We start from the raw sequence: 24,096 nt of genomic DNA, 5'->3' as shown, positions 1-24,096 counted from the left end.
GAAAAAAGAGATAAAAGCTTTCCGCTCATCCCACTATGGCTTGGTATTCATCCCCGCTGAGCACCTGGGGGGAGTACGCTACGCCGTACCTGTTTGAGAGCACCCCGGTAAACGCCCTCAGGTGGCTCTTGCTCCCGCTCATCAGGCTTTCAAAGACGGCCTTCACGTCCTCGTTGTCGGTTCTCCTGAGGTACTCCTGGAGGTCCTTTATATCTATCTCCTCGACGAGAGCCCCGACCTTAAGGGCCTCAACTTCCCCCACACTTCCCTTGGAGACGAGGTCGTCGTAGAGGTTCTGCATTTCCTTGCTCCTGAATTCGCCCACGCCGAGTCCCTCAATGGGATTTGTCAGGTTGTATTTCTCTATTAACTCCACCACCATGTCCATGTGCGTCTGCTCGCTCCTCGCTATGTTGTCGAATACCTGAACGCCTGTCTCGTTGAAAAGCGTCAGGTAAACGTCGCGCGCGAGCTTCTCCTCCTCGGCCATGTAAAGTATCGCATCTATCTCATCCTCACTGAGCTCCTGATAGGGCAGCACCGAGATGTCCGGCATGCCCAACTCCCCGCTGGAGGAACCTTGCCCCCGGTCCTCGGGAGGTCCCCCTCTCGCAGTTGATGTAGGGGAGGTCTCAGTCTCCCCGGCTATGCATCCCGACGCCGCAACAGCAGCCAGCAGAAGCAGACCGATAATCAGAAAACCGACCTTCTTCATTAATCCCCACCCCTTAGTTCGGCTATTGCCTCCTCCAGTATGGCCTTGAACTCCTCCCCGTCCAGACCGTACTTGTACTCAATCTCGGCCAGGGTCTCGTCAGGGGATGCGTCTATTCCGTTCTCCTTGAGTTTCCCAATAAGGTCTGTCACTTCAACGTTGAACTCATCAGCGAGCTGCTGGACGGTGTAATACTTCATCATGGTTCCCGTGATATACACGTCCCCCGTGACGTCGGAGGTGTACTCTACGGTGGATGTTTCCTCACTACCGCTGTACCCCGCGAAAACCTGATATCCTGCGGCAAGGAGGATTATGGGAACAACAACGGCGGACACAGCCTTGAGCTTGGAACTCCTGAACGCGGATTTCAGCATTACCCACATGCTCTTCACTCCAATGGCCAGGTGCACCGCGACGAGCCCGGCCATCACGAAGCCGAGATACGTGTGTACCAGCGTTAGAGTGTCTTTGTCGAGACCCAGGAACGTCCAGCTTATACTCTCCGCTATCCTTCCGCTCGGTGCGAGGTAGAGACCGATGCCCGTGACGAGCACGGCGGCGAAAACCACCGCCAGCAGAAGGTCGGTAACACCCCTTATGAGAGCCGAAGCCCTCATGCGGCCACCTCCGGTGGGCATTTAAAGTTGCAGTTCTTTTTCATCTCAATCACCTCATCTCTTCATTATTGCATATAGCAGCGCTCCCAGGAGCAGGAACGGGAGCAGAAGGAATGCAAGTCTTGCAAACATGATGAAGATGGCAAATATCCCGAGGCCCCACCAGCCGAATCCCCAGCCGTGCCTTCCGTGCATGGGGCCCAGTGCAGGACCGAATCCCCTCGGCATGTTCACACCCCCAGGTAGAGCCAGCCGACGATTTTATCCCCACAGTCCAGGGTGACCTTGACTCCGAAGGGCGTCTGATAGGCGCTTCCTATGGTGACACTGGAGAGCTCACAGCCGACCACCTTGCCGATGTAGTTGCCGTACTCGTCGAGCAGCTTGAGCACCGTTCCCCTCGAAGTCTCGTAGCGCTCCACCTTAACGCGCCCGAGCAGGGTCAGGGCGTCTTCCCTTACCTCTTCAACGTCTATCTCCTCGAGCGGAAACTCACCATACTCAACGAAGTGCCAGACTCGGGACTTGACTTCCATAAGGTTCGCCTCCCGGAAAGTTAGAAAGGGAAAAACATCAGAGGGGCATTCCAACCCTGTGGGCAAAGCCCCTCATCCAGCCCCAGGCGTGTCTGAACATGTTGGCGATTCCATCGATGATACCGCCCTGGGTTCCCGCGTCGCCGTGGCGGGCGCCCATCATGCCCACGGCAGCGCCTTTCATTCCACTGTCATGGTCGGGGGCGGAGGCGGAGTATCTCGTCCACCTGCTCCGCGGGCAGCACCTGCGCGGTGTAGTCGACACCCATAACCTCAAGCTGGCCGGCGAAGGCCCTCAGGTGGCTCTCGCTGCCCGCCATGAGGTTCTCGTAAACCTGCTTGATGTCCTCGTTGTCGGTCTGGGCTATCCAGTCCTCGAGGTCCTTTATGTCGGTCTCCTCTATCAGTGCGCCGACCTTAAGTGCGTCCTCCTGGCTTACGCTTCCCATCCCAACCAGCTGGTCGTAGAGGGCCTGAAGGTCGTCGTTCTGGAAGACACCCACCTCGTCGAGAGTCTCTGGGGCGGTCAGGTTGTATTTCTCTATCAGTGAAAGAACCGCGTCCATGTGCATCTGCTCGCTCCTCGCTATGTTGCTGAACACCGGAAGGTCCCACTGCTCGTAGAGCGTCAGGTAAACGTCACGTGCGAGCTTCTCCTCCTCCACCATGTACAGCAGGCCATCTATCTCCTCCTGGCTGAGGTCGGAGTAGTACGTCTCCATAGTGCTGTTAAGCATGGGTGCGGTTGTCCGACCGGCGTACGGGTTCTCTCCCGGAGTCCCGTGCCACGCTGCCACGCTTCCCAGAGTGAACCCCAGGGCAGCCAACATCAACAGGGCGATACCCCAAATCTTTTTCCTCATGTCTCTTCACCTCTCCATGTGTAAGTTCAATATTACATATGCATGCAGGGTTTATAAAGTTTTTGGTAACCACTCATATAAAGCAACCAAATCGACGTTTAGAAAGGCCATCTGACAGTGCCAATACGGGTAGAATTCCATGCTACAAACAGACTAAACTAGAAAAAGAAAGGACATCAGGCCCCAAACTTCTCGCTCCGGTTCATGAGGTCCATCATTATGTGCACGATATCGTGGCCCTTTATCCTGCCGAGGCCGCCGCGCATGCACTCGCGCTCGCCGAAGCTCTCGGTGTGGTCGGCCCTGACGCCACCGCCGGCTATGAGGAGCGGAACCGGGTCGCCGCTGTGGTTCATAACCTCACATGGAGTGCTGTGGTCGCCGGTTATCGCTATCACGACGTCCTCGAGGTTGATGTGGTCGATGATGTAACCTATCATCCTGTCGGCCTTCTCAATCATCTCGGCCTTGAGCTTCGGGTTGTTGTCGTGGCCGGCCGCGTCGGTCGGCTTGAAGTGGAGGAACACGAAGTCGTAGTCCCTCAGGAGTTCGACGACCTTCCTGGCCTTGGCCATCTCGTCGGTGTTGTACTCGCCGGTTGCTCCCTCAGGGGTGTAAACATCAAAGCCTATCGCCCTGGCAACGCCCTTGACGAGGGAAACCGCTATGACTGCCCCAGCCCTGACCTTCCACTGCTCGGTGAACTTCATCGGGATGCCTGGGTAGATTCCGGCACCGCGGATGAGCAGGTAGTTGGCGACGGGCTTCCCCTCCTTCCTGCGCCTCTCGTTTATCGGGTGTTTGTCCAGAACCTCATGGGCCTTCCTTGCGAACTCTTCAAGGATTTCCGCGACCTTCCTGCTCTCCTCATCCTCCCAGGTGAACCTGTGGGGCGGCTTGCCCGCCTCGTGGGGGTCGTTCTCCCCGACGCGATAGCCCGCGGCCATGCCCTTGAGAACCAGAACGGCCCTGTGGCCTGTCGCACCGACGAATATGAAGTCCACGGGGAGCTTAACGTTCTCCTGGATCGACTTTGCCAGCTCGTGGGCCTCCTCGGTGCTTATCCTGCCCGCGCGCCTGTCGGTGATGATTCCGTCCTCTATGGTGGCAAAGTTCACGCGGAAGGCCAGGTCGTCCTCGCTGAGGTCGAGGCCAACCCCCATGGCCTCAAGGTAGCCCCTGCCGCGGTAAACCTTGTAGGGGTCGTAGCCGAAGATGCTCAGGTGGGCGGTATCGCTGCCGGCCGGCTGTCCGGGCTTTATGGGGTCCTGCTGGCCGAGGATTCCCATCCTGGCGAGCCTGTCCATGTTCGGAGTGTCAGCGTACTCCAGTGGGGTCTTTCCCCCGAACTCCTCTATCGGCCTGTCTCCGAGACCATCGAGGATTATAAGAAGTCCCTTTCTCTGCTTCATATCTATCACCTGGGGTGAGTAGAAGGGTGGAGTTAAAAGCTTTGTTGGATGATTGTGGCCCCTCCCACCACCCCAAAAAAGCTTTTAACCTACCCCCGTTTCTCCCACTGGAGGTGAGGTTATGAAAACCCTTTGGGCACCATGGAGGATCGAGTACATACGCTCACCCAAACACGATGGCTGCATTTTCTGCGACTTCCCGAAGGAAAACCGCGACAGGGAGAGGCTCATTCTCTACCGCGGGAAGCACTGCTTCATAATCATGAACAACTATCCCTACAACCCGGGGCACGTCATGATAGCCCCATACAGGCACGTCGGAAGGTGGGAAGACCTGACCGAGGAAGAGCTTCTCGAAATAATGAAGCTCTCTCAGCTCATGATAAAGGCCCTGAAGAAGACCATGAATCCACAGGGCTTCAATATGGGTGTGAACCTCGGCCGCGTTGCCGGGGCGGGCATAGACGACCACGTGCACCTCCACATAGTGCCGAGGTGGAACGGGGACACGAACTTCATGCCGGTTATAGCCGACACCAAGGTCATTCCGGAGTCGCTTGAGGAAGCCTACGACGAGCTGAAGAAGGCAATAGATGAAATAGCAGGAGAGACCGGGCCTTAGGCCCTCTTAACTTCTATTGTGAACTCCCTGTTGAGGAGCAGCCCCTCAAAGAGGTCGCTTCCCAGCTCCAGCACAGGAACATCGGCCTCTATAATGCTCTTTTTACCCTCCGGGTCCCCCACAGTGAGTCGGGTGAGCTTTCCGCCGCGGACAGCAGCGGATAGAAACGTTCCATCCTCCGCACGTCCCTCCAGAACAAAGTCCTCTCCCTTGAGCTCCCATGAGACCCTTTTTATCAGGGCTGGGGCGGTTTCGGGGGTCACCCTCTCAACGACGCCCCTGCCGTTCCGTATTTTCGCCACGGGACAGCTTGCCTGGGCGTTGCAGAAGTCCCTAATAGCCCCCGCTATCCCCCTTGCAAAGTTATCCAGCGGTTGCCCATCAGCGCCTCGCCGAACCCTGCCCAGCTCGCGGAGACCCTCAGCCTTCCCCCGACCACCTCAAAGGTTATTGTGAGTATCCCCCTGTCCCCGGTGAATGTGTAAACGGCACGGTGCTCCTGGAATCCCACGGTTAGTTTGAACTCGTAGCCGAAGTTGAAGATGAAGCGGGGCACTTTGAAGCGAACCCTGTCGCCCTGGATATCCTCGAAGTACGGGAAGAACGGAAGGGTTTTCTCAGGCTCGCTGAGGATAACCTGAAGGCTTTCCCACGGGTGAGAGATTTCAACTTCCCAGCTCTTCGTTTTCACGTTTATCCCCACAGAAACCATAGAAAGAGATATAAAAAGCGTTTCTTAAACCGTTGGTTTGGAACCCGGTGCAAGAGGAAAGAAAAAAGAAATCAGTCCTCAACAGCGTAGAGATGGACCTTTCCGTGCGGAATTCCAGCTTTTTTGCCGTACCATTCACTGAGGAAGCGATGGAGTACAACGAGGAGCGGTACCGCGATGGCGAGCAGCAGCCAGCCGTTCCTCAGCCCCGCGGCAAAGAGCAGGAGCACAACGGCGCCGACGAAGCCCGCGGTGAGGGCGTAAGGTATCTGGGTGTTCACGTGGTCGATGTGGTCGCAGCCTGAGAACATGGAGCTCATGATGGTTGTGTCACTGATTGGTGAACAGTGGTCCCCGAAAACGCCGCCGGCAAAGACCGAGGCGATGCTGGCGTAGACGACCGGTCCAAAGCTCCCGCTGAGCCCGTAGGAGAGGGGAACCGCTATCGGCATCATTATCGCGAAGGTCCCCCAGCTCGTTCCTGTCGTGAAGGAGATGAACGCCGCCACCACGAAGACGACGAGGGGAACCAACCCAGGTGAAAGGACGTTCGATGCGACGCTAACTATGTAGTCGGCGGTGCCAACCGCGTCGCAGGCGCTCTTGATGCTCCACGCGAGGATGAGTATCATCATGGCGAAGTGCATCTGCTTCATTCCGGCAACAAGGGTGTGCTCGACATCCTCGAGGCTCATTATCTTCATCGCCAGAACGAGAACCATTGCGACGATGACCATGGAGAACGAACCCCAGACGAGGGCCCACGTTGAGTCCGCGTTGGAGAGAACCTCTTGAAAGCCGCCCTTGGCGTAAGCGGCGCTGCCTCCGCCAGTAACCCACAGGCCGAGGAACGTCATGAAGACAAGGGCCGCAACGGGTAGTATAAACACCCAGACGCTTTCCTTGCCTTCTATGGGCATCCCCACGTCCACCTCCGTCGTCATCATCGGCTGCGCCCCATCGCGGAGGACCTTGCCCTCGGTCCTGGCACGCTGCTCAGCGTGAAGCATCGGGCCGTAGTGCCTGTGGGTGATTGCAACGAGGTAGACGAGGATAACCGCCAGGATGGGGTAGAACCTGTAGGGCCAGCTGGCAAACCACGCTGAGTAGGCGCTTATATCCGCACCGACGCTCGCTATCGCGTCCTTCAAGAGGCCGAGCTCGTAACCGATCCAGGTGGAGACGACCGCCAGAACCGCCACCGGAGCGGCGGTTGAATCGTCCGCGTAGGCTAAGAACTCCCTCGAAACCCTCGCCCTGTCCGTGATGGGCCTCATTGTGTTGCCGACGATGATGGTGTTGGTGTAGTCGTCGAAGAATATTATCGTTCCGAAGATAGCCGCCATCAGCGAGGCTGCACGGCTCGTTTTAACCTTCCGCGTCACCGCCTTCGCTATGGCGTTCATGCCGCCGGCCTTGTATATCAGCGCTACCCCTGCACCTATGAGTGCGTCGAAGAGGAGAATCCTCGTGTTCCAGAGGTCGGTAACAATCTGCCCGTTCTCCTCCCAGGCGGACGCTATGTTGAAGGCTATCCACTTTAGGGTTTCAGTCGTGGCCCCTACGGGGTTTCCCCCCGCCACCAGCAGTCCACCAACCCACACTCCGAAGAACAGGGCGAAGAGAACCCTTTTGGTCAGGATGGCGAGACCGATGGCCACGAGAGGTGGCAGGAGTGAGAGTACTCCAAAGTCCGACATGATCCGATCCCTCCCATCTTTGGCAAATTTCGTTTGATGTACCGGACAAGCGGCACCGGTGTGGGCTAACAAAAAACATTTTTATTACTTTTGTAACAAATATACCAAAAAAGCAGAATTCTGTTTCATTTGGAACAGAATTACCTCATCCCGCGTATGATCCTTTCCAGGACCTGGTACGCCCTTGGCGCTTCTTCCCGGTCAATAACAAAAATCGTGTCCTTATGGCAGGAGATCACCTGGGTTATGTTTATCCCGTTTGCGGCCAGCGCCGAGGTCATGAACACGACAACTCCGGGGGTTTCAATTATGTCCTCAGGGCTTATCACAGTAAGGGCGGTCTGGTCCCTCAGTATGCCAACGACCTCCTTCACAAGGCCAAGAACCTTTGCCTCGTCCTCACTCGCGATGACGATTGTGAACGTGTCCCTAGCCTGGGTCAGCTGGAAGAACCTCGATTTGCTCATTATTTCCAGCAGATCCTTCACGGCCCTGACAAGGTGTTCCTTCGAGACGGTTATCACGCTGACATCGGATTGGAGCTCTATGATGCTGTTTCCAACGACGCTCCTCACCCGCTCCTCAAGAAGGGACCTCTCATCCCTGAGCTCCTCCCCGAGGCGGATCAGGGCCATCTTAACCGCGGGGATGGATGCGTCCAGGCCGGCGTCGGCTACGAGTATCCTCGCAAGGGCACTGTAGTTAACGATGCCGAGGCGCATGCACTCCCGCACAAAGGGCCGCCTCATTATCTCGTCCCGCACAATCTCGGCTATGCTGGGTTTTCCGGGGTTCATTGTTCATCATCCCAAGGCCGGAAACGGATTATATCCCGGCTATTCTCTTCCATCTCTCCTTCGTCCTCCTCCAGCAGCCCGGCGGCATGAGCTCGCCCTCGGGGCAGTAGCCGAGCTGAACGCACCTGGGCCCGAGCTTCGCCCACTTTATCACGGGCCTGAGGTCATCGTTCTTTGCGATCTCCTCCAGCATCTTCCAGGCCACTTCCCGTATCTCCCACTGGGCCCTTTCGCATGCCCTCAGGCCGAAGAAGTGCTTCAGCTCGCGGAGGTTCATGGTCATGACGAGCTTCGTCCTCACCGCCTGGGGGAGTACAAAGCGCGCGTCCTCCTGGTGAACTCCCGCATTGTAGCTCTCCTCGTAGAGCTCGATAGCCTTCCTCATTAACTCCTTCCATTTCTCGTAGAGCCCAGGCTTCTCCTTCACGCTCTCTGGAATTACGAAGGTCTCTTCGACGTCGTTGGGGTTCAATTTTATATAGCGCTGTGACTGTTGGGTATAACTTGCAAGTCTGTGTCTCACAAGTTGGTGTGAACACGTCCGAGAACATCCCTCGATCGCGAAGGTGAGAACCGCGTGCTCCAGTATTGACTCGTGACCATACCCCAAAACCCGGGGCAGATGCATCCGAACGTCCCCTTCGCCCATGCGCTCGAACGCTTCCGTCTCCCATTCATCCCAGTAGCTTATGAGTGCCGCCCAAGTGACGGTTTCGAGAGGTTTTTTCGTATAATTGACAAGGGTAACCCTGATCCCATCCCCCATTCGCGCCACCGGAGATAGAATCGGGCCAGGTTTATTAGGTTTACTTTGGGATGACCTCCTCCTCGCCTTGAAGGGCGGGGGTTCCAACGAGCTAACCCCTCACTAAAGGCAGGGAGGTTTGAGGGGTTCTCATCATCACCTCTCTATTACTGCGGTAGCTTGAGCTAATTCGAAGAGGGTTTCCTCTTGGGCTTTGCTTGGTTGGAGTTTGACGGTTACTGTTCGCTTCATCTCAAAGTATGGTGTGGCTTTCAAGCCTTAATAGCTTTGCTTTCCTGCTTAATGGCTTTTTGGATGGTTGTCCGTACCCTGCCATAAAGGGCGAGGCATGTTAAAGAAAAAAGTCACGTAAAAGAGGCTGAATATGGCACCAATGCTGCCCAGGTCCGGGCATTTTTCAGACTTTCCATAATATCACCCAATGTCTGTACGATTTTCAGATATAAAAGAGTCCTCTCCAACGTCTGCGAAAAGAATGTCAAAATGATCCATCAAAAAATCGAAAAGGAAATGGGAACAAAAAACTAAACAGGTGCCGGCTCTTCAACGGGCTTGGATATCTCGTCGGGCAGTGAGAAGAACGCGATTATCTCGAGGATTGCCGCTATGACAATAAGCAGTCCACCGATCAGAACTAGCATCAGGATTGCACCGATGATGTACAGCAGCGCGACCGTGTGGAACATGCCCACCCCAGTCTCCTCAGATATCATGTCGTAGCTCTGCTTCATGAACCACACACCGATTATCATGAGAATCACTGCGATAATGCCACCGGCGCCCATCATGCCCAGGCCGAACTCGGGTGACTTCGAGGCACCCAGCATCGAGCCCCACATGGTTCCCATAAGTATCAGGCTGGCCAGTATGTTCAGTATGGCAGCCCAGAGGTACTTGCTAAATATCTCGTCCCTGTCGGTAGCCTCGGCGATGTTTTTGACGGCCAAGAGCTTCAGGATGAATCCTATGAAGCCGAGGCCCACAACGGTCAGGATGGCTCCGATGCCACCCATCATTTTGGCATTTTTCAAATCACTCACGGGCAATCACCTCGAAAATAAATGTCTTCATAATCATTTAAAAGGTTTTCCACCAGTGGCTATAAAAGTATGACACATCCATATCGGAAGTACTTCATGTGGCAAAGAATGCGGCGATGTTCATTACGTTTGGAAAGCCAGCGTGCATTGATGCTCAAAAGATTTCAGTCCTATCCCACTTTCTCCGACGAAAGGGTTATTAAAACCGGGCTCCAGCTTTAGACGGTGATGCACATGGTGGTTAGCCTTGCAGGAAGGGATGTTCTCTGCCTTCAGGACTTTACGAGGGAGGAGATTGAGACTATTCTCAAGACAGCCGAGATGATGAAGATCTGGAACAAAATAGGCAAGCCGCACCGCGTTCTTGAGGGCAAGACCCTGGCCATGATCTTCCAGAAGCCCTCAACCAGAACGAGGATCTCCTTCGAGGTTGGAATCTACCAGCTCGGCGGCTATGGCCTCTACCTCAACGCCAACGACCTCCAGCTCAGGCGCGGCGAGACGATAGCAGACACCGCCCGCGTCCTCAGCAGGTACGTGGACGGAATGATGGCGAGGGTTTACGCCCACAAGGACGTCGAGGACCTCGCCAAGTACGCCAGCGTCCCGGTCATCAACGGTCTGAGCGACTTCAGCCACCCGTGCCAGGCTCTCGCTGACTACCAGACCATCCTCGAGAAGAAGGGCCGCATAGCCGGCCTTAAGATAGTCTACGTCGGTGACGGAAACAACGTCGCCCACTCCCTCATGATAGCCGGAACCAAGCTCGGTGCCAACGTTGTTGTTGCAACCCCCGAAGGCTTCGAGCCGGACGAGAAGGTCATCAAGTGGGCCGAGAAGAACGCGGCCGAGAGCGGCGGAAGCTTCGAGCTCCTTCACGACCCGGTTCAGGCGGTTAAGGATGCGGACGTTATCTACACCGACGTCTGGGCGAGCATGGGTCAGGAGGCCGAGGCCGAGGAGAGGAGGAAGATATTCCAGCCGTTCCAGGTCAACAGGGACCTCGTCAAGCACGCCAAGCCAGACTACATCTTCATGCACTGCCTCCCGGCCCACCGCGGCGAGGAGGTCACCGACGACGTCGTTGACTCCCCGAACAGCGTCGTCTTCGACGAGGCCGAGAACCGCTTGCACGCCCAGAAAGCTGTTATGGCCCTCGTTATGGGTGGGATTAAGGTCTGAGGGCTTTTTCTTCTTCCTTTGTTCCCCTCCAGAACTCAGCCCCATGTGAAAGTCCACTTTCATAGAGGGCGTCATTTGTGAAAGTGTATTTTCATAAAAAGTGGCAGTTTATGAAAGCAGACTTTCACAGATAGTGCCTTTTGTGAAAGTGCAGTTTCATAAAACGGCGCTTTTATGAAAATGACCTTCCATAAATTCCACAACATGAGGACTAGCCAAAACAACTTAAGTTTTAAAACAGTTTTGTGTAGCACAGATCTGGGTGAGCAGATGTTTGAGGGGATTATAATGAGGCTTATTAAACTGCAAGCACCACAGGAGGAAGGATTGGACATATCCAACTACATTAAATTTATCGAACACCTTATTAAGGCGAATTTAGATACCAAATGAGAGGATGCGATCGATAGCAGAATCAATGGAGTTTAATGAGATAGTCAGGAATGGGTTTGGGGGTGATTAGAAGTGCCGGATTACTTTTTGGTATCCCTTTCAAACAAGGGGAACTTAGAACTCTGTATGAAACACAACCTCGCAGGGTTTACAAACAGTATAAACGGCCTCTGGACGTTTTTTGATATAGACGTTGGGGATTACATCTCATTTCTGTACGGGGCCCGGGTGAGGAATCTGTACAGGGTTGTTGGAAAAGTTGCATACAGGAACGCCGAGAAGCTCCCTCCGTGGCCTTCGATAACATTCAGATCAGGAAGGACATATTACTTCCCATTCAGGCTGTTCTTAAAGCTAGAGCGAGAGTTCGACGAACCTATGGTCAGACGAGAATTCTCATACGTCGCCGAGAATCTGCTTTTAAGAGGCGGCTACCGAAAAACTCACTTCCAGGCGGATACCCTCACGTTTTACAATGTTTCGGAGATGGGGGTGCCATATACTGACGAATCAACTTACTTAGAACTCAATGCAGAGACTTTTGAGCCAAGAATTGTGTTCAAACGAGAAAATCAAACGATTCCAGAGAAGTTCTATTTCAAAGAGCTTATACTTCAATCACTTGTGAGAAAAAGACTCAAAGCTACAGTTCTTCGCGATGCCTTAGAATTTTTCGGCGTGGATAATTCACCCAACGAATTTGAAGTGCTTGGGGAAAAGGCCCTCCCCGAGGGATATGCAGACATTTTCATAAAATTAAAACACCCCTCTGCGACTAATAAATATCTGCTCGCGGAAGTCAAGACTGGGAAAGCTCAGAAAAGGGACGTGGAGCAACTAAGGAAATATACTGAGGAATATGGAAAAGAGGCTGTTGGAGGAATATTAATAGCCAGAGAATTTTCAAAATTCGCCTTCAGGGACGGCAGGATACTACCCATCAGGTACTATTTTGAAGGTCTGGATTCTTCCGCAGAGTACAGCTACGGGGAACTATTGAACATGCTGAGGTTGGAGGTGGAGACATGAGAAAAAGGCTATCCATGTTTGTAACTTCAGGAAGAGATTCACGTATTCGTCTCCAAGTGAGGTGCATCATGATGTTGAGAACTCTCAAGTCTTGGATTGTGGAAGAACTTGTGGGGCCCAGTTCCCCGGTATTTGGCGTTCGCATGATGAATGCGCATGTTTTGGAGCGAATTCTCGTTTTCCTCTGAATTTGGATTTAATAATAAAATCCCCCTCTGACTTACCACCTTTATCTATCACTTTAAGTCTAAAATCATTTACCTCAATCTCTGTTTCAAACATCAAAACTAAAGGCAGTTTTTTCTGCTTATAAAAATATTGCTATTGATACGCTATCTGGATATCCTCAACCCTTTTATATTGAAGAACCATTGTTCCAACCATGCTGGAAAAGCTCTTCAGCCTCGGCTACTCCAAGACATTCGCGGAGCGCTATTACGAGCTCTGGAGCGAGAGGGCTCTAGCCATAGCCGAGGCCATGGAAAAGCCTCTGCCGAGGTGCTTCCGCGTAAACACCCTCCGCATCGAAGTACCGAAGCTCACCAAGCTCCTCAACAAGAAGGGCTTCCAGTTTAAGCGCGTTCCCTGGGCGAGAGAAGGGTTCTGCCTCACTCGCGAGCCCTTCTCGATAACCTCCACTCCGGAATATCTGAGCGGTCTCCTCTACATTCAGGAGGCCAGCTCGATGTACCCTCCCGTCGCTCTGGAACCGAAGCCCGGCGAAACCGTCGCCGACATGGCCGCCGCCCCGGGTGGAAAAACCTCCTACCTCGCCCAGCTGATGGAGAACAAGGGAATAATCTACGCCTTCGATGTCGGGGAGGAACGCTTAAAGGAGACCCGTCTGAACCTTTCCCGCCTCGGGGTAACCAATACTGTACTCATCCATAAGTCCTCACTCCACATAGCCGAGCTGGGCGTCGAGTTCGACAGAATCCTCCTCGACGCACCGTGCACGGGCTCGGGCACCATACACAAGAACCCCGAGAGGAAGGCCAACAGAACGATGGAGGACGTGAAGTTCTGCCAGGGGCTGCAGATGCAGCTTATCGAAAAAGCCCTTGAGGTTCTGAAGCCGGGAGGAATCCTCGTCTACTCAACCTGCTCCCTCGAGCCCGAGGAGAACGAGTTCGTGGTTCAATGGGTTCTCGACAACTTCGACGTTGAACTGCTCCCGCTCCGCTACGGCGAGCCCGCTTTAACGAGCCCCTTCGGAATCGAGCTTAGCGGGGAGATAAGAAAGGCGAGGCGCTTTTATCCGGACAGGCACGGGACGAGCGGCTTCTTCGTTGCGGAGATTAAGAAACTCTGAGACATCCCCAATTCAATCCTTCGATTCCGGCGCGAGCTTCTCATCGAGCTCCCTCAGCCTTTCAATGACATCCGCACTGAGGTTCTTCTCCAGCTCTTCCCACGCGGCCTTGGCCAGCTCGAATTTCGAGTCGTACTTTCCGAGGGCCGTCCAGTGAATCTTCTTCCCCTCGACGAAAACGTCTATGTCGCAGAGGCGCTTGTAGCCGTGGTACTCAATGCCTTTGAGCAGGAACTTAACGCGCACCGGGTCTTCCCATGTCAGGAGCTTGAGCTTGTAAACCGGAACGCGCATGAATGGCCTCGGATAGTCCCAGTCCCAGCCCTCTCCAATGACGAAGCCAATGTCTATGTCCTCAATCACCATCATGAGGCGCTCTATGTTCTCCTCGTAGCGCTTATCGGTGTCGTAGATTTTAATCGTGATCTCGTTCCACTCGGGCATCAGCCTGAGCAGAAGGACGGGAAGGTCAACGCTCAGCTCCCTGTAAACCTCAAGGAAGTCCCTGCGGACGAGGACGGCACCATCGATGTCCTCCGGCCCGATCGGGGAGTTGAGCTTTTTCTTGGTCACGCCGATTATCGTGTCCCCTGCCTCACCCTCGTCAAGGGCCGTCCTTATGTCCATTATCTCCCCGCCGTACTTTTCGGAGATGAGCTTCAGGCCCTCCTCAACCTTGCTGGGGACCCTTATGAATATCAGCGTGCTCTCCACATGAACCTTTTCTATCGGGAGCTTCTCGTTCAGGATAAGGCTCAGAACAACCGGGGCGTGGGAACTCACGAGAAAGGCCGTCTCCGGCGGTATCGTCTCCTTCTTCCATTCATCCGTGACGAAGACTATCGTCTCGAACTCGCTGCTCCTCTTAATCGCCTCGTCCGTTGGTATCTCACCGACCCCAAAGGCTTCCGAGAGGGCCCTCTTCACGGCCGGGATGTCCCCGGTTCTAAGGAAAATTATGGACGGTCCAAAGCGGAGAACCTTCATCACATGCCCCTCCACATCTTGTATCCTCTATCTAAATCCGTCCCGCCGGGATACTTCACCCGGTAGGTCTTCCCGCTCGGGAGAAGAACGAAGTTGACACCGAGGACGCCGTTCAGCCCCCGGTCTATCAGCTTGAAGTTGTGGCCGTAAAGTCTGAAATCGGCGTCCAGGCCGGCCACCTCCCTCCACGTGTGGCCGAGGGCGAACCTCCTGCCCTCTATCTCAACGATGGTTCCTGGCTCGACGACACTTCCCCCGAAGAACTCCCGGACTACCTCAGGCTCATCCTCGTTGCCTGGGACCACGTAGAGTTCCGTCCCAGGGTTCTTGAGGACGCGGGCCAGCTTTCTCACCGCCCCAATGTAGAGCGGCTTCATGTCGGGTCTTCGCTCAAGCTTTATGTTGTCCGCGAGGTCGCCCGTGTGGATAACGTACTCGGGACGGACCCTGTCGATGAGCCCACCTATGAAGCGGTAAGCGCTCTCTGGGGTGTCGCTGACGTGCATGACCTTCGTTTCGTCGGTGGATGACAGCAGCTCCAGGACTTTTTTCCGGAAGAGGGGGAGTTTTATCGGCATTAAATAGAGTAGGAGCAGGGTTTATATATACCTTCGCCAAGTTACTAAGGGTGTTACCATGAAGGTTCTTGTTCTCGGTGCCGGAAACGTCGGCACGGCTATAGCCTGGGATTTAAGGGACGAGTTCGACGTTCACGTTGGGGACGTCAGCGATGAGAGACTGAAGGCGGTGTCCGAATTCGCCACGCCCCTGAAAGTTGATGCGTCCAGCTTCGATTCCCTTGTCGAGGCCATGAGGGGCTTTGAGCTTGTGATAGGAGCCCTGCCTGGCAGATTCGGCTATCAGTCCGTTAGGGCCGCCATAAAAGCGGGCGTTGACATGGTTGACGTCTCGTTCATGCCGGAGAACCCGCTAGAGCTTCGCGATGAGGCTGAAAAGGCGCAGGTGACGGTTATATTCGACGCCGGCTTTGCCCCGGGGCTGAGCCACATCCTGATGGGAAGGATATGGGGGGAGATGGACGAGCTAAGGGAGGGCTACATCTACGTCGGCGGCCTCCCAAAGGAGCCCAAACCGCCACTCTATTACAGAATTACATGGTCACCGAAGGATTTAATTGAGGAGTACACGAGGCCGGCGCGCGTGATAAGGGACGGCGAGGTTAAAGCAGTTGACCCCTTCGAGAGGATTGAGGAGGTAACCGTGGGCGACTTCGAGTTCGAGGCCTTCGTAAGCGATGGTCTGAGGAGCCTCCTGGAGAGCGTTAGGGCAGAGAGGCTTGAGGAGTGGACGCTCCGCTGGCCAGGACACCTGGAGAAGATGAGGGTTTTAAGGGAGCTCGGCTTCTTCAGGCCGGAGCACGTTGATAAGACGCTTGAGGTTATAGCCCCACTCATGACCTACGAGAGCCCGGACTTCTCGATAATGCAGGTGGTCGGAAGGGGAACGCTGGACGGCGAGGAGAATGAGATAGGCTACCTCCTGTACGACGAGGAGAAAGGTGGCCTCACCTCGATGGCCCGCGTCACAGGATTCACCGCGGCCATAATAGCGAGGCTCGTGGCCGATAAGGGCTGCATCTTCGGCGTTATCCCGCCGGAGATACTCGGAATGCGCATAGACACCTTCGAGAGAATCGTCGACGAGATTACGGACAGGGGCATAAGGCTCGAGAGGTGGGAGAATGCTCCACCTGGTGATAGCCGAGGCGGAGCTTGAGCTCGTCCCGAAGGCCATACTGGACCATCCAGCCGTTGTGAACCACGCCAGGAGGAGGGGAAAGAGGCCGGACGAGATACTGCTGGACAGCACCTACCACCACGCGGCCATCAAAAAGCTCCCGGACGGAGAGAGGCGCGGGAGGCCGGACATAGTCCACATCTGCCTCCTCAACGCCCTTGAGAGCATTGCCAACAAGGAGGGGCTCTTGAGGGTCTACGTCCACACCAGAAACGACGAGGTCATCCACATCAAGCCGGAGACGAGGATTCCAAGGAACTACAACCGCTTCGTTGGGCTGATGGAGAGCCTCTTCAGGGATCGGGTCGTGCCGAGGGGCCTGGAGTTGCTCCGCATTGAGGAGAAGTCCCTCGGAGAGCTCGTGGAGGAGTTAAACCCCGACGGGGTCTTCGTGATGCACGAGGAAGGGAAGCCCACAAAGCCAAAGGACTTTGGGAAGATACTGGGTGGACTTGAGAACCCCCTCGTCATCGTCGGTGGATTCCCCCATGGGGATTTCAGGGGCGAAACGCCAGGGGAAAAAATAAGCATTTACGAGGCCCCGTTGATGGCCTGGGCGGTTGTGAACGAGGTAATCATCAACTTTGAGCATTGGGTTCCCTGAAAAAAGCGAAAAAGCTACATAATGTTTTTATATTTTGTTTATGCTTATTTTTTTGGCACTTGGAAACAACACAGCAAAGGCAATCCAATGGGGGTGTGTTAATCCATGCGAAAAATAAGCTTCCTGATGGCGTTCCTAATCGCCGGATACGTCCTTGGAATATGGAACTTCCTGGTTCTGCCGAAGTACTACATAACCTTCGGGCTCAAAGGATTCCTGATTTCACTCCTCCCGATGCTGGTGGCAATGTTCCTGATATACAGCGAGGCGGAGAGCACCAAAAAGACCCGCTACCTCATATACGAGCTGTTCTTTAAGATAGCCAGGACTCCCGCACTGATATTCAGCCTGCTGATGTTCCTGATGATAATGCTCGGCGTCACCACCTACTACTCCTCCTACGGTCTCGCCCTCATCTTCGGGATGGGCTCGGGGTACATCCCCATTCTGGCTGTCGGGACGATACTGCTCTCTGTTCTGATGCTCATACTGGCAAAGGGCAGAACCCTCGAGTTCATCTCGGTCGTCTCGATACTCTTCGTTCTTTTCGCCCTCGCTTCGGCGTTCCTGATCAGGAACCAGGCGCTCAGCATGGTCACCGCGCCACAGGCGGTTCAGTACATGAACAGTGCGGTGTCCTCAATAACGTCCTTTGACCTGTCCCTGACCACGAGAGGAGTCCTCTTCATGGTCGTTTCCGTCTTCATCTCCCTCGGTCTTGGCGCGGGGGTTTACTACGTCCTGGGAAGCTTCACCCCGGAGGAGCTTAACCTTAGAAAGGTTCTCGCGGCGGTTTTCGTCCTTCAGATAATCCTCAGCTTCGCCGCGGCTTTCACCGTCGCCTACTCCCTGGGCGCCGCCTACCAGGCCTACGGCGAGGCGTTCCAGAACCCGAACATCCCCGCCGATGAGTCTATGAAGCTTTTCATGAAGTTCAACGATCTCAAGGACTACGCCACCAACAGCGATAAAAGCCCGATGGACTCGATAGAGGTCTTCTACTCGATACCGGCCGTCCTGAGGGACAACGTGCCCAACGACACGACCCTCATAGCGCTCCTGATGCTGTCCCTCTACCTTGCGGGCCTCACGACCATAATCATCCTCATCGAGATGGGCAGCCAGATGCTCTCCGAGGTTATGCAGCTGGGAAGAAACCCGAGCCTGGGATTCGTGGGCATCCTCGGCATGATAGTGGCCGGCGCCATGGTGGTCGGCGACATCAGAACGATGTTCGTTGTTGTACCATTTTCCGTGGCGGCGCTCATGGCCGCGGTCGAGAGCTACCCGCTGCTTTCCTCTGAGCTGACGCACAATAAAGCGGTAGTCTCAGCTGTGATGCTGCTCCTCTTCGTCAGTGGGCTGACGACCCTCTACTACTCACTCACCGCCCCAAAGATGCCGGTGAAGATTGGTGCGGTGCTGGGTCTCGTGCTCCTCGTGCCGGTGCTCATGAACGGCATGCTGCTGAAGGCCCGCCGTTGAACATTTCCTCCTTTTCAAAAATTTTTTAAAGACCCTTCCTAATCGGTTTTAGAACGCTTATGGGAGGTCTGAAAGATGGGAGACAAGACCAAGGTTCAGGTTAGCAAGCTCAAGCCAGGAAGGTACATCCTCATCGACGGCGAGCCCTGCAGGATCGGCAACATAACCGTTTCCTCGCCCGGAAAGCACGGTTCAGCCAAGGCCAGGATCGAGGCCGTTGGAATCTTCGACGGCAAGGTCAGGAGCATCGTCAAGCCCACCAGCGCCGAGGTTGACGTTCCGATCATCGACAAAAGAACCGCCCAGATCATCGCCATGACCCCGGACACCGTCCAGATCATGGACATGGAGACCTACGAGCTCTTCGACATCCCGATCGAGGGCGGCGTCGCCGACGAAGTCAAGGACCAGCTCAAGGAGGGCATCAACGTCGAGTACTGGGAGACCCTCGGCAGGATTAAGATAATGAGGCTCAAGGGCGAGTGAGCCCCTCTCCGCTCTTCTATTTCCCGCAACCTTTTAAGAGGACGCTCCAATTCTCCCTGGAGGTGCGGGTATGGACTTCCTGTACACCTACGAGACGCTTAAGCTTGAGTTTCCACTTGTTGGGCCTGAAGAGGCCAAATTTGTTATCCTGGGTGTACCTTTCGACGGAACGACCAGCTTCAAGCCCGGCGCGAGGTTCGGGCCAACGCTCATCAGGCACGCGACGCTCAACCTCGAGAGCTACATCCTCGACTACGACGTTGACATAGCGGAACTTCCCATAGCAGACATTGGGGATGTGGCAGTTGTCGCCGGCGACCCCCGTAAGACCGCGGACAGGGTTAGGGAAACCGTCGAGGAGCTCAAGCGCGTCAATCCCAGCGCCATCCCGATACTCCTGGGCGGCGAGCACTCCCAGACCCTGGGGGCGGTTGAGGCGCTTAAGCCTGCCAGCTACGTCGTCTTCGATGCACACCTCGACCTGCGCGAGAGCTACGAGGACAACCCCTACAACCACGCCTGCGTAGCGAGGAGGATAGGTGAGCTGGGAGTCAGGGAAGCCATGTTTGGAATAAGGAGCGGCACGAGGGAAGAGGTCGAGTACGCGGAGAGGGAAGGTATAGCGTGGGTGCACGCGAGGGACTACGACTTCGATGCCTTCGTTGAGCTGGTGAAGTCCCTCCCGGAGCCGGTTTACCTCTCGGTTGATATCGACGCGTTCGACCTTTCTCTGGTCCCCTCAACCGGAACCCCCGAAGCCGGGGGTTTGAAGTTCTGGGACATTGTTGAAGCCGTGGAGTGGCTCGTGGAGAACAAGAGGGTAGCCGGCTTTGACATAATGGAGGTCGCGGGCAGCGGGCTCGGTGACGTTACCGCGCTGACGGCGGCAAAGCTGCTGTTCTACTTCATAGGGGCGATTGGAAAGAAAATGCTCTGAACTTTTTCATTCTTTCACGTGATCCGGCTGGGGAAGTATGTCCACCGACATGGTTCCAAACTGCACGGGGGCGTTTTCGAGGGGCTTCTTCATGGAGTACGGGTACTCCAGCCTGAAAACCATAAGTATTCCCGTTCCAAAGCCGAGCAGCTCCATAACGACGTCCTGAATCTTGTTGTTCATACTCTCGTAGAGCCAGGGCATGTCCGGCTGGAGGACCACCTCGAAGAACTCCCAGAGAACCCCAACGAGAACGAGGGCGAAGAGGCTTATGGAGACTATCTTCAGCGGGCTCCAGTGGAGGTTGTAGGTCCTCGACGATTCCAGAACGACCTCGTTGAATATGGCCCACGTCACGAGGCCGCCCAGGTAGTGGCTCGGGACGTCGGCACCCTTCCAGACCCGGTTGTAAAGGTCAAGCTGGAGGAAGGGGACGTTGAGAAACGTTATGTGGGCCGCCATGAATATCGCGAAGAGTGCGTAGATGCTGTCGTTGTAGAAGGGGCTGACCCACGGCCAGATCCTTCTGCTGGGGCGGGGGTATGTCTTCCGGACGATGCTTGGAACGAAGAGGGCGAATAGACCCGCGGCCGTGCTGAGAATCTGGTCAAACTTTCCGTACATAAGGTTGCTGATAAGGCCGAAGAAAACGATGGCCCTGGCGATCATAATTATTCCCTTTTCCCAAGTCCTCATTCAAATCACCTAAACCCCCTCCACGTAATTCCATAATCCACCGAACTTTATATACTTGCCGGCCAAAAATGGGCCGTATCCGAACCAAAATAAGCCAGAACAAAACCCAATCCCTTCGGGAAGCGTAAAAGGTAGCCTAGGAGTTGGGCCGGTAGCCGGCCTTCTCCATCTCCCTCTCGATGCTCCTCACCTCGAGCAGTTCTCTCCTGAGTACCGGAACCCAGAGGGTCTCAACGAGGACAGTGACTAAGACGGTGATTATGGTGACGCTGAGGATGGTTTCTCCCCACTGAATCAGGTCGGGGTTGTTGTACGTGATTCCGAGAGTCAGGGGGAGACTGGCCAGGGCGGCGGGAACGACGCCCCTCGGGCCCTCAAGCGATATGAACAGGTACTCCTTGAAGGAGCACCACTTCAGGACGGGAAGGGAGGCGAGAGGCCTGGCCACCAGCATCAGAGCGAACGCTATGATAACGCCCTGCACGATGTGGCCCCTTATTATCCCCGGGTTCAGGCTCGCACCCAGGAGAGTGAAGATGAAGATGGTGGATATGGTCGCGAGGCTCTCGTTGAAGTGAACCTCCCTCTCGACGGCCCGCATGACCCTCCTCACCACGGAGATATCGTCCCTGAAGAAGACCTTATGGTTGCCGAGAACGATGCCCGTAACGGTGGCCACAAGGTAGCCCGAAGCCTGCGCCAGTTCACCGAGAAGGAAGCCTCCGAACGCCATCACAAGGGAGAATATGACGATCTCAGGAAAGTCCCTAACCTCAGTCCTCTTCAGGATGTTGTACCCGACAACACCGAGCAGCGCCCCCATGAGTATCGAGGCACCCATCTGGTACAGGAAGAAAAGACCGATGTAGCCGGCTATGGCCTCCAGGAACCTCGCGCTGGACGCCTCTGGAACCAGCATCGCGACGGCCACCGATGCGAGAACTATTCCCATCGGGTCGTTGAATATTGACTCGGTGACGATGACCGTCTCGATGTCCTCGCGAACACTGTACTGCCTGAACAGGGGAATTAATGTAGCCGGGTCTGTGGCACCTATGATCGCCCCGAAAAGGAACCCGACGATGAAGGGCACGTGAAAGAGCCACGAGAATATTCCGCCGATGATGAACGCGGTGAGGAGGAGTCCGATGGTATCTAGGGCCAGTATGGTCTTGAAGTTCCTTTTGAGCATCTTCCAGCTGAGGGTGTGACCCTCCGTGAAGAGTATCATCACCAGGCCGAAGACGCGGACGTAGTTGAAGAGCTCGTTGGCAAGGTTCCGGTTCAGGAGCCCAAGAACGGGGCCGACCAGTATGCCGAGGAACATGAAGAGGGGAATGTAGGATACATTGAACCTCCTGCTCACGAGGAGTGAAACCAGTCCCACCGCAAGGACGACGAAGAACACGTAGACCAGCAGGTCAACGCTTGGAACCAGGACGTTCGATGCACCGGTCACAGACATCGCTATTCCTCCCACAGATTTTGTCTTTAGAGTTAATAAGCATGCCGGGGAACTTCTTTTGTTATCCTTTTGGTACAATGTTCTAAACGTTGCCTCGGTGTCGCGTTCGACCCACAAAGCCTTAAATAGAACTTTTTCCACCAGCTGAAAATGGTGGTGGTCATGGAAGTCGAGTCCGCCCTTGAGAGATTCCACTCACTCAAGCTGACCGACATAATGCCGAGATTCGAAACGATGCCCGTGGTAACGGCCGACTCCGACCTCCTCAGCGTCCTCAAGATACTCAGAACCAGACACCACGTGTGGGTGGTTGACAGCAGGGAGAACATGAAGCTAGTGGGGGTCATCAGGTACAGGGACGTCATAGACGTCCTTCTGCCGCCGGAGGCCCACAAGTTCAAGCTGGGGATGACGAGCAAAACCATGCGCTCGATGCTCGGTGGCGCCACAAAGGCGGAGGACGTTGCCGAGAGACACGTGCTGACGGTGGAGGAAGACGCAACGGTTCTCGACGCACTGATGAAGATGCGCAAATACAAGATTCAGGTGCTGGCGGTCGTAAAGGACGGCAAGCTGGTGGGCGAGGTGAGCCTCCGCATACTGATAGACGAGCTACTCAGACTGCTGCGGGTGGGTGGTGCCCAATGGAGAGCGTGACGTGGCTGCTCTTCGCCCTTGGACTCTCGCTAATCCTCGCGAAGATAGGAGACAGTATCATCGAGCGCTACGAGCTCCCGGGAGTCCTCGGAGAGCTGCTGATGGGAATGATACTCGGAAACCTGGTCTACTTCGGCATAGTCGCGCCCCAGTACCTCCCGATAGTCAGCGGTGAGGCATTCACCACCGACATGACGGTGGTGGCCAACTTCCTCGCCAAGCTGGGCATAATATTCCTCCTGTTTCTCGGTGCCCTCGATGCAGACCTCGAACAGCTCAAGAAGACGGGCCTCACGGCCACCGTCTCGACGGTTCTCGGTGTCTTCGTTCCACTCGTGATCGGCTGGTTCGCCCTCATGGAGATGGGGTACCCGAGCAGGGAGGCCTTTGCCGGCGGTGTTCTCCTCACCGCAACCAGCATCGGCCTGACCATCAGGGTGATGATGGATCTGGGGGTTCTCAAAAGCGAGGTTGGAGCAGCTTCTCTGAGCGCGAGCGTTATGGACGACTTTCTGGGCATAGCCCTCGTCATCTTTGCCGTCGGAAGCGGCGGCCTTCTGGAGCTCTCGGTTAAAATCGTGGCGTTCTTCATTCTGACCGGGGTCATCTGGTGGTTCCTCGTCGATTATTACATAAAGTTCGCCGAGAGGCTTCACGTGGAGAAGGGAATCCTCGGAGTGGTTCTCGGAATGATGTTCCTCTTCGCGGCCCTGGCGGAGGGCTGGTTCGCCGCGGCCATCGAGGGTGCGTTCATGATGGGCCTCGTCCTCTCGAAACTCCCCGAAGGAAAGCGCCTCATGGAGGACGTGAAGGCCATCGGCTACGGCCTGCTGATACCGTTCTTCTTCGTCCACACGGGAGCGATGCTCAACCTCACCGTTTTCGAAAACGCCAACGCCCTGATCCTCGCCGCCGTCCTAACTGCTGTCGCAGTCTTTGGAAAGGTGGCAGGAAGGGGGCTGGGAGCGTGGATAACCGCCTGGGGACGCGGAAGGGATTTCCTCTTCACAAAGAAGAACCTCTGGATGTCGCTCCAGATGGGAATCGGTTCGGTTCCAAGGACGGAGGTTGCACTCGTTGACCTGATGGTGGCAATCCACGGCGGCGCGATAAGCCCGGAGCATGCCCCGGAGTTCATAGCGGCGACCCTGATATTCATAACGGTCTCCGTGCTGATAACCCCGCCGCTCCTCAAATGGGCGTTCAGGGAGGAGATAGAGACAACGAGGGCACAGAAGGCCAGCGCAAAGGTCAAGAGGATAGAGAGCACGAAGAAGAGGATAAAAGAACTGAAGGGCTCTGGGTGAGCCCGTTTCCTTTTC

General features: G+C 55.2%; 30 protein-coding genes. 12 read left to right on the top strand and 18 right to left on the bottom strand.

Annotated features, from left to right (window positions below; translation table 11 throughout):
* Positions 1–25: 25 nt before the first annotated feature.
* The 7 genes from APY94_RS05135 to APY94_RS05115 form a co-directional block, all read right to left on the bottom strand.
* Entirely contained in the window at positions 26–715 is a 690-nt protein-coding gene (locus APY94_RS05135) for a DUF2202 domain-containing protein (RefSeq protein WP_058938609.1), read from the bottom strand.
* On the bottom strand, positions 715–1,335 hold the full coding sequence (locus tag APY94_RS05130; protein WP_058938608.1) for a translation initiation factor IF-2 N-terminal domain-containing protein: 621 nt from the start codon (positions 1,333–1,335) through the stop codon (positions 715–717). Before APY94_RS05130 ends, APY94_RS05135 begins: the two co-directional genes overlap by 1 nt.
* Positions 1,336–1,389: 54 nt before the next feature.
* Positions 1,390–1,563 (bottom strand): hypothetical protein, encoded by a 174-nt coding sequence (locus APY94_RS13340; protein ID WP_169791803.1) that lies wholly within the window; start codon positions 1,561–1,563, stop codon positions 1,390–1,392.
* Positions 1,564–1,565: 2 nt separating this feature from the next.
* Complete coding sequence (locus APY94_RS05125) at positions 1,566–1,871, bottom strand: hypothetical protein (protein WP_058938607.1); 306 nt, start codon at positions 1,869–1,871, stop codon at positions 1,566–1,568.
* A gap of 37 nt (positions 1,872–1,908) precedes the next feature.
* Positions 1,909–2,040, bottom strand: a complete 132-nt coding sequence (locus tag APY94_RS13845; protein WP_281176003.1) for a hypothetical protein — start codon at positions 2,038–2,040, stop codon at positions 1,909–1,911.
* A 22-nt stretch (positions 2,041–2,062) separates the two neighbouring features.
* Entirely contained in the window at positions 2,063–2,734 is a 672-nt protein-coding gene (locus tag APY94_RS05120) for a DUF2202 domain-containing protein (protein WP_169791802.1), read from the bottom strand.
* Between the two features lie 176 nt (positions 2,735–2,910).
* On the bottom strand, positions 2,911–4,146 hold the full coding sequence (locus APY94_RS05115; protein ID WP_058938606.1) for a 2,3-bisphosphoglycerate-independent phosphoglycerate mutase: 1,236 nt from the start codon (positions 4,144–4,146) through the stop codon (positions 2,911–2,913).
* 121 nt (positions 4,147–4,267) lie between these two features.
* Between APY94_RS05115 and APY94_RS05110 the strand changes: the two genes are divergently transcribed.
* A complete protein-coding gene (locus tag APY94_RS05110) occupies positions 4,268–4,768 on the top strand; it encodes an HIT family protein (RefSeq protein WP_058938605.1) in 501 nt (166 codons plus the stop codon).
* Here the strand turns inward: APY94_RS05110 and APY94_RS13930 are convergent.
* The 6 genes from APY94_RS13930 to APY94_RS05085 form a co-directional block, all read right to left on the bottom strand.
* On the bottom strand, positions 4,765–5,070 hold the full coding sequence (locus APY94_RS13930) for a hypothetical protein (RefSeq protein WP_342667067.1): 306 nt from the start codon (positions 5,068–5,070) through the stop codon (positions 4,765–4,767). The genes APY94_RS05110 and APY94_RS13930 overlap by 4 nt on opposite strands.
* Before the next feature lie 44 nt (positions 5,071–5,114).
* Positions 5,115–5,480, bottom strand: a complete 366-nt coding sequence (locus APY94_RS13925; protein WP_342667066.1) for a hypothetical protein — start codon at positions 5,478–5,480, stop codon at positions 5,115–5,117.
* 71 nt (positions 5,481–5,551) lie between these two features.
* Positions 5,552–7,180, bottom strand: coding sequence for a Na+/H+ antiporter NhaC family protein (locus tag APY94_RS05100; RefSeq protein WP_058938604.1), 1,629 nt, complete (start codon positions 7,178–7,180; stop codon positions 5,552–5,554).
* 140 nt (positions 7,181–7,320) lie between these two features.
* Positions 7,321–7,977, bottom strand: a complete 657-nt coding sequence (locus APY94_RS05095) for a DUF7523 family protein (RefSeq protein WP_058938603.1) — start codon at positions 7,975–7,977, stop codon at positions 7,321–7,323.
* Between the two features lie 28 nt (positions 7,978–8,005).
* The gene (gene thyX, locus APY94_RS05090; protein WP_058938602.1) at positions 8,006–8,743 is read right to left on the bottom strand and encodes an FAD-dependent thymidylate synthase; all 738 of its coding nucleotides are present in this window, start codon (positions 8,741–8,743) and stop codon (positions 8,006–8,008) included.
* Between the two features lie 524 nt (positions 8,744–9,267).
* Positions 9,268–9,783, bottom strand: a complete 516-nt coding sequence (locus APY94_RS05085) for a DUF996 domain-containing protein (RefSeq protein ID WP_169791801.1) — start codon at positions 9,781–9,783, stop codon at positions 9,268–9,270.
* 234 nt (positions 9,784–10,017) lie between these two features.
* Between APY94_RS05085 and argF the strand changes: the two genes are divergently transcribed.
* The 3 genes from argF (at position 10,018) to APY94_RS05075 (ending at position 12,387) form a co-directional block, all read left to right on the top strand.
* A complete protein-coding gene (gene argF / locus APY94_RS05080) occupies positions 10,018–10,965 on the top strand; it encodes an ornithine carbamoyltransferase (RefSeq protein WP_058938600.1) in 948 nt (315 codons plus the stop codon).
* Positions 10,966–11,235: 270 nt separating this feature from the next.
* Positions 11,236–11,358, top strand: coding sequence for a hypothetical protein (locus tag APY94_RS13840; RefSeq protein ID WP_281176002.1), 123 nt, complete (start codon positions 11,236–11,238; stop codon positions 11,356–11,358).
* A 72-nt stretch (positions 11,359–11,430) separates the two neighbouring features.
* Entirely contained in the window at positions 11,431–12,387 is a 957-nt protein-coding gene (locus APY94_RS05075; protein ID WP_157065475.1) for a hypothetical protein, read from the top strand.
* A gap of 84 nt (positions 12,388–12,471) precedes the next feature.
* Here APY94_RS05075 and APY94_RS13170 read toward each other — a convergent pair whose 3' ends face one another.
* A complete protein-coding gene (locus APY94_RS13170) occupies positions 12,472–12,669 on the bottom strand; it encodes a hypothetical protein (RefSeq protein WP_157065474.1) in 198 nt (65 codons plus the stop codon).
* Positions 12,670–12,769: 100 nt separating this feature from the next.
* On the opposite strand from APY94_RS13170, the gene APY94_RS05065 reads away from it, so the two are divergent.
* Positions 12,770–13,699 (top strand): NOL1/NOP2/sun family putative RNA methylase, encoded by a 930-nt coding sequence (locus tag APY94_RS05065; RefSeq protein ID WP_058938598.1) that lies wholly within the window; start codon positions 12,770–12,772, stop codon positions 13,697–13,699.
* Positions 13,700–13,711: 12 nt separating this feature from the next.
* Here the strand turns inward: APY94_RS05065 and APY94_RS05060 are convergent, their stop codons facing one another.
* Entirely contained in the window at positions 13,712–14,686 is a 975-nt protein-coding gene (locus tag APY94_RS05060; protein ID WP_058938597.1) for a hypothetical protein, read from the bottom strand.
* On the bottom strand, positions 14,686–15,264 hold the full coding sequence (locus APY94_RS05055) for a metallophosphoesterase (protein WP_058938596.1): 579 nt from the start codon (positions 15,262–15,264) through the stop codon (positions 14,686–14,688). The genes APY94_RS05060 and APY94_RS05055 overlap by 1 nt, the downstream gene beginning before the upstream one ends.
* A 58-nt stretch (positions 15,265–15,322) precedes the next feature.
* Here APY94_RS05055 and APY94_RS05050 point away from each other — a divergent pair, with 58 nt between their 5' ends.
* From APY94_RS05050 to speB, 5 genes are all read left to right on the top strand, one after another.
* Positions 15,323–16,423, top strand: coding sequence for a saccharopine dehydrogenase family protein (locus APY94_RS05050; RefSeq protein ID WP_058938595.1), 1,101 nt, complete (start codon positions 15,323–15,325; stop codon positions 16,421–16,423).
* Positions 16,389–17,048, top strand: coding sequence for a 16S rRNA methyltransferase (locus APY94_RS05045; RefSeq protein ID WP_058938594.1), 660 nt, complete (start codon positions 16,389–16,391; stop codon positions 17,046–17,048). Before APY94_RS05050 ends, APY94_RS05045 begins: the two co-directional genes overlap by 35 nt.
* A 105-nt stretch (positions 17,049–17,153) precedes the next feature.
* Positions 17,154–18,533, top strand: a complete 1,380-nt coding sequence (locus tag APY94_RS05040; RefSeq protein WP_058938593.1) for a sodium-dependent transporter — start codon at positions 17,154–17,156, stop codon at positions 18,531–18,533.
* Positions 18,534–18,608: 75 nt separating this feature from the next.
* Positions 18,609–19,019 carry a translation initiation factor IF-5A gene (locus APY94_RS05035; protein ID WP_058938592.1) on the top strand — a complete coding sequence of 137 codons (411 nt, stop codon included), beginning with the start codon at positions 18,609–18,611 and terminating at the stop codon, positions 19,017–19,019.
* 70 nt (positions 19,020–19,089) lie between these two features.
* Positions 19,090–19,956, top strand: a complete 867-nt coding sequence (speB, locus tag APY94_RS05030) for an agmatinase (RefSeq protein WP_058938591.1) — start codon at positions 19,090–19,092, stop codon at positions 19,954–19,956.
* 6 nt (positions 19,957–19,962) lie between these two features.
* On the opposite strand, the gene APY94_RS05025 is transcribed toward speB, so the two are convergent.
* Together APY94_RS05025 and APY94_RS05020 are read right to left on the bottom strand one after the other, a co-directional pair.
* Complete coding sequence (locus tag APY94_RS05025; RefSeq protein ID WP_058938590.1) at positions 19,963–20,652, bottom strand: hypothetical protein; 690 nt, start codon at positions 20,650–20,652, stop codon at positions 19,963–19,965.
* 136 nt (positions 20,653–20,788) lie between these two features.
* Positions 20,789–22,117: a cation:proton antiporter gene (locus APY94_RS05020; protein ID WP_058938589.1), complete on the bottom strand. Its 1,329-nt coding sequence runs from the start codon at positions 22,115–22,117 to the stop codon at positions 20,789–20,791.
* A 162-nt stretch (positions 22,118–22,279) separates the two neighbouring features.
* On the opposite strand from APY94_RS05020, the gene APY94_RS05015 reads away from it, so the two are divergent.
* The gene (locus APY94_RS05015; RefSeq protein WP_058938588.1) at positions 22,280–22,774 is read left to right on the top strand and encodes a CBS domain-containing protein; all 495 of its coding nucleotides are present in this window, start codon (positions 22,280–22,282) and stop codon (positions 22,772–22,774) included.
* Positions 22,762–24,081, top strand: coding sequence for a cation:proton antiporter (locus APY94_RS05010; protein ID WP_058938587.1), 1,320 nt, complete (start codon positions 22,762–22,764; stop codon positions 24,079–24,081). The genes APY94_RS05015 and APY94_RS05010 overlap by 13 nt, the downstream gene beginning before the upstream one ends.
* Positions 24,082–24,096 lie beyond the last annotated feature (15 nt).

Source organism: Thermococcus celericrescens (genome assembly GCF_001484195.1).
In the GTDB taxonomy this organism is placed as follows: Archaea; Methanobacteriota_B; Thermococci; order Thermococcales; family Thermococcaceae; genus Thermococcus; species Thermococcus celericrescens.
The sequence above is the reverse complement of the archived record's forward strand: the minus strand, read 5'-3'. Positions and strand labels throughout refer to the sequence as shown.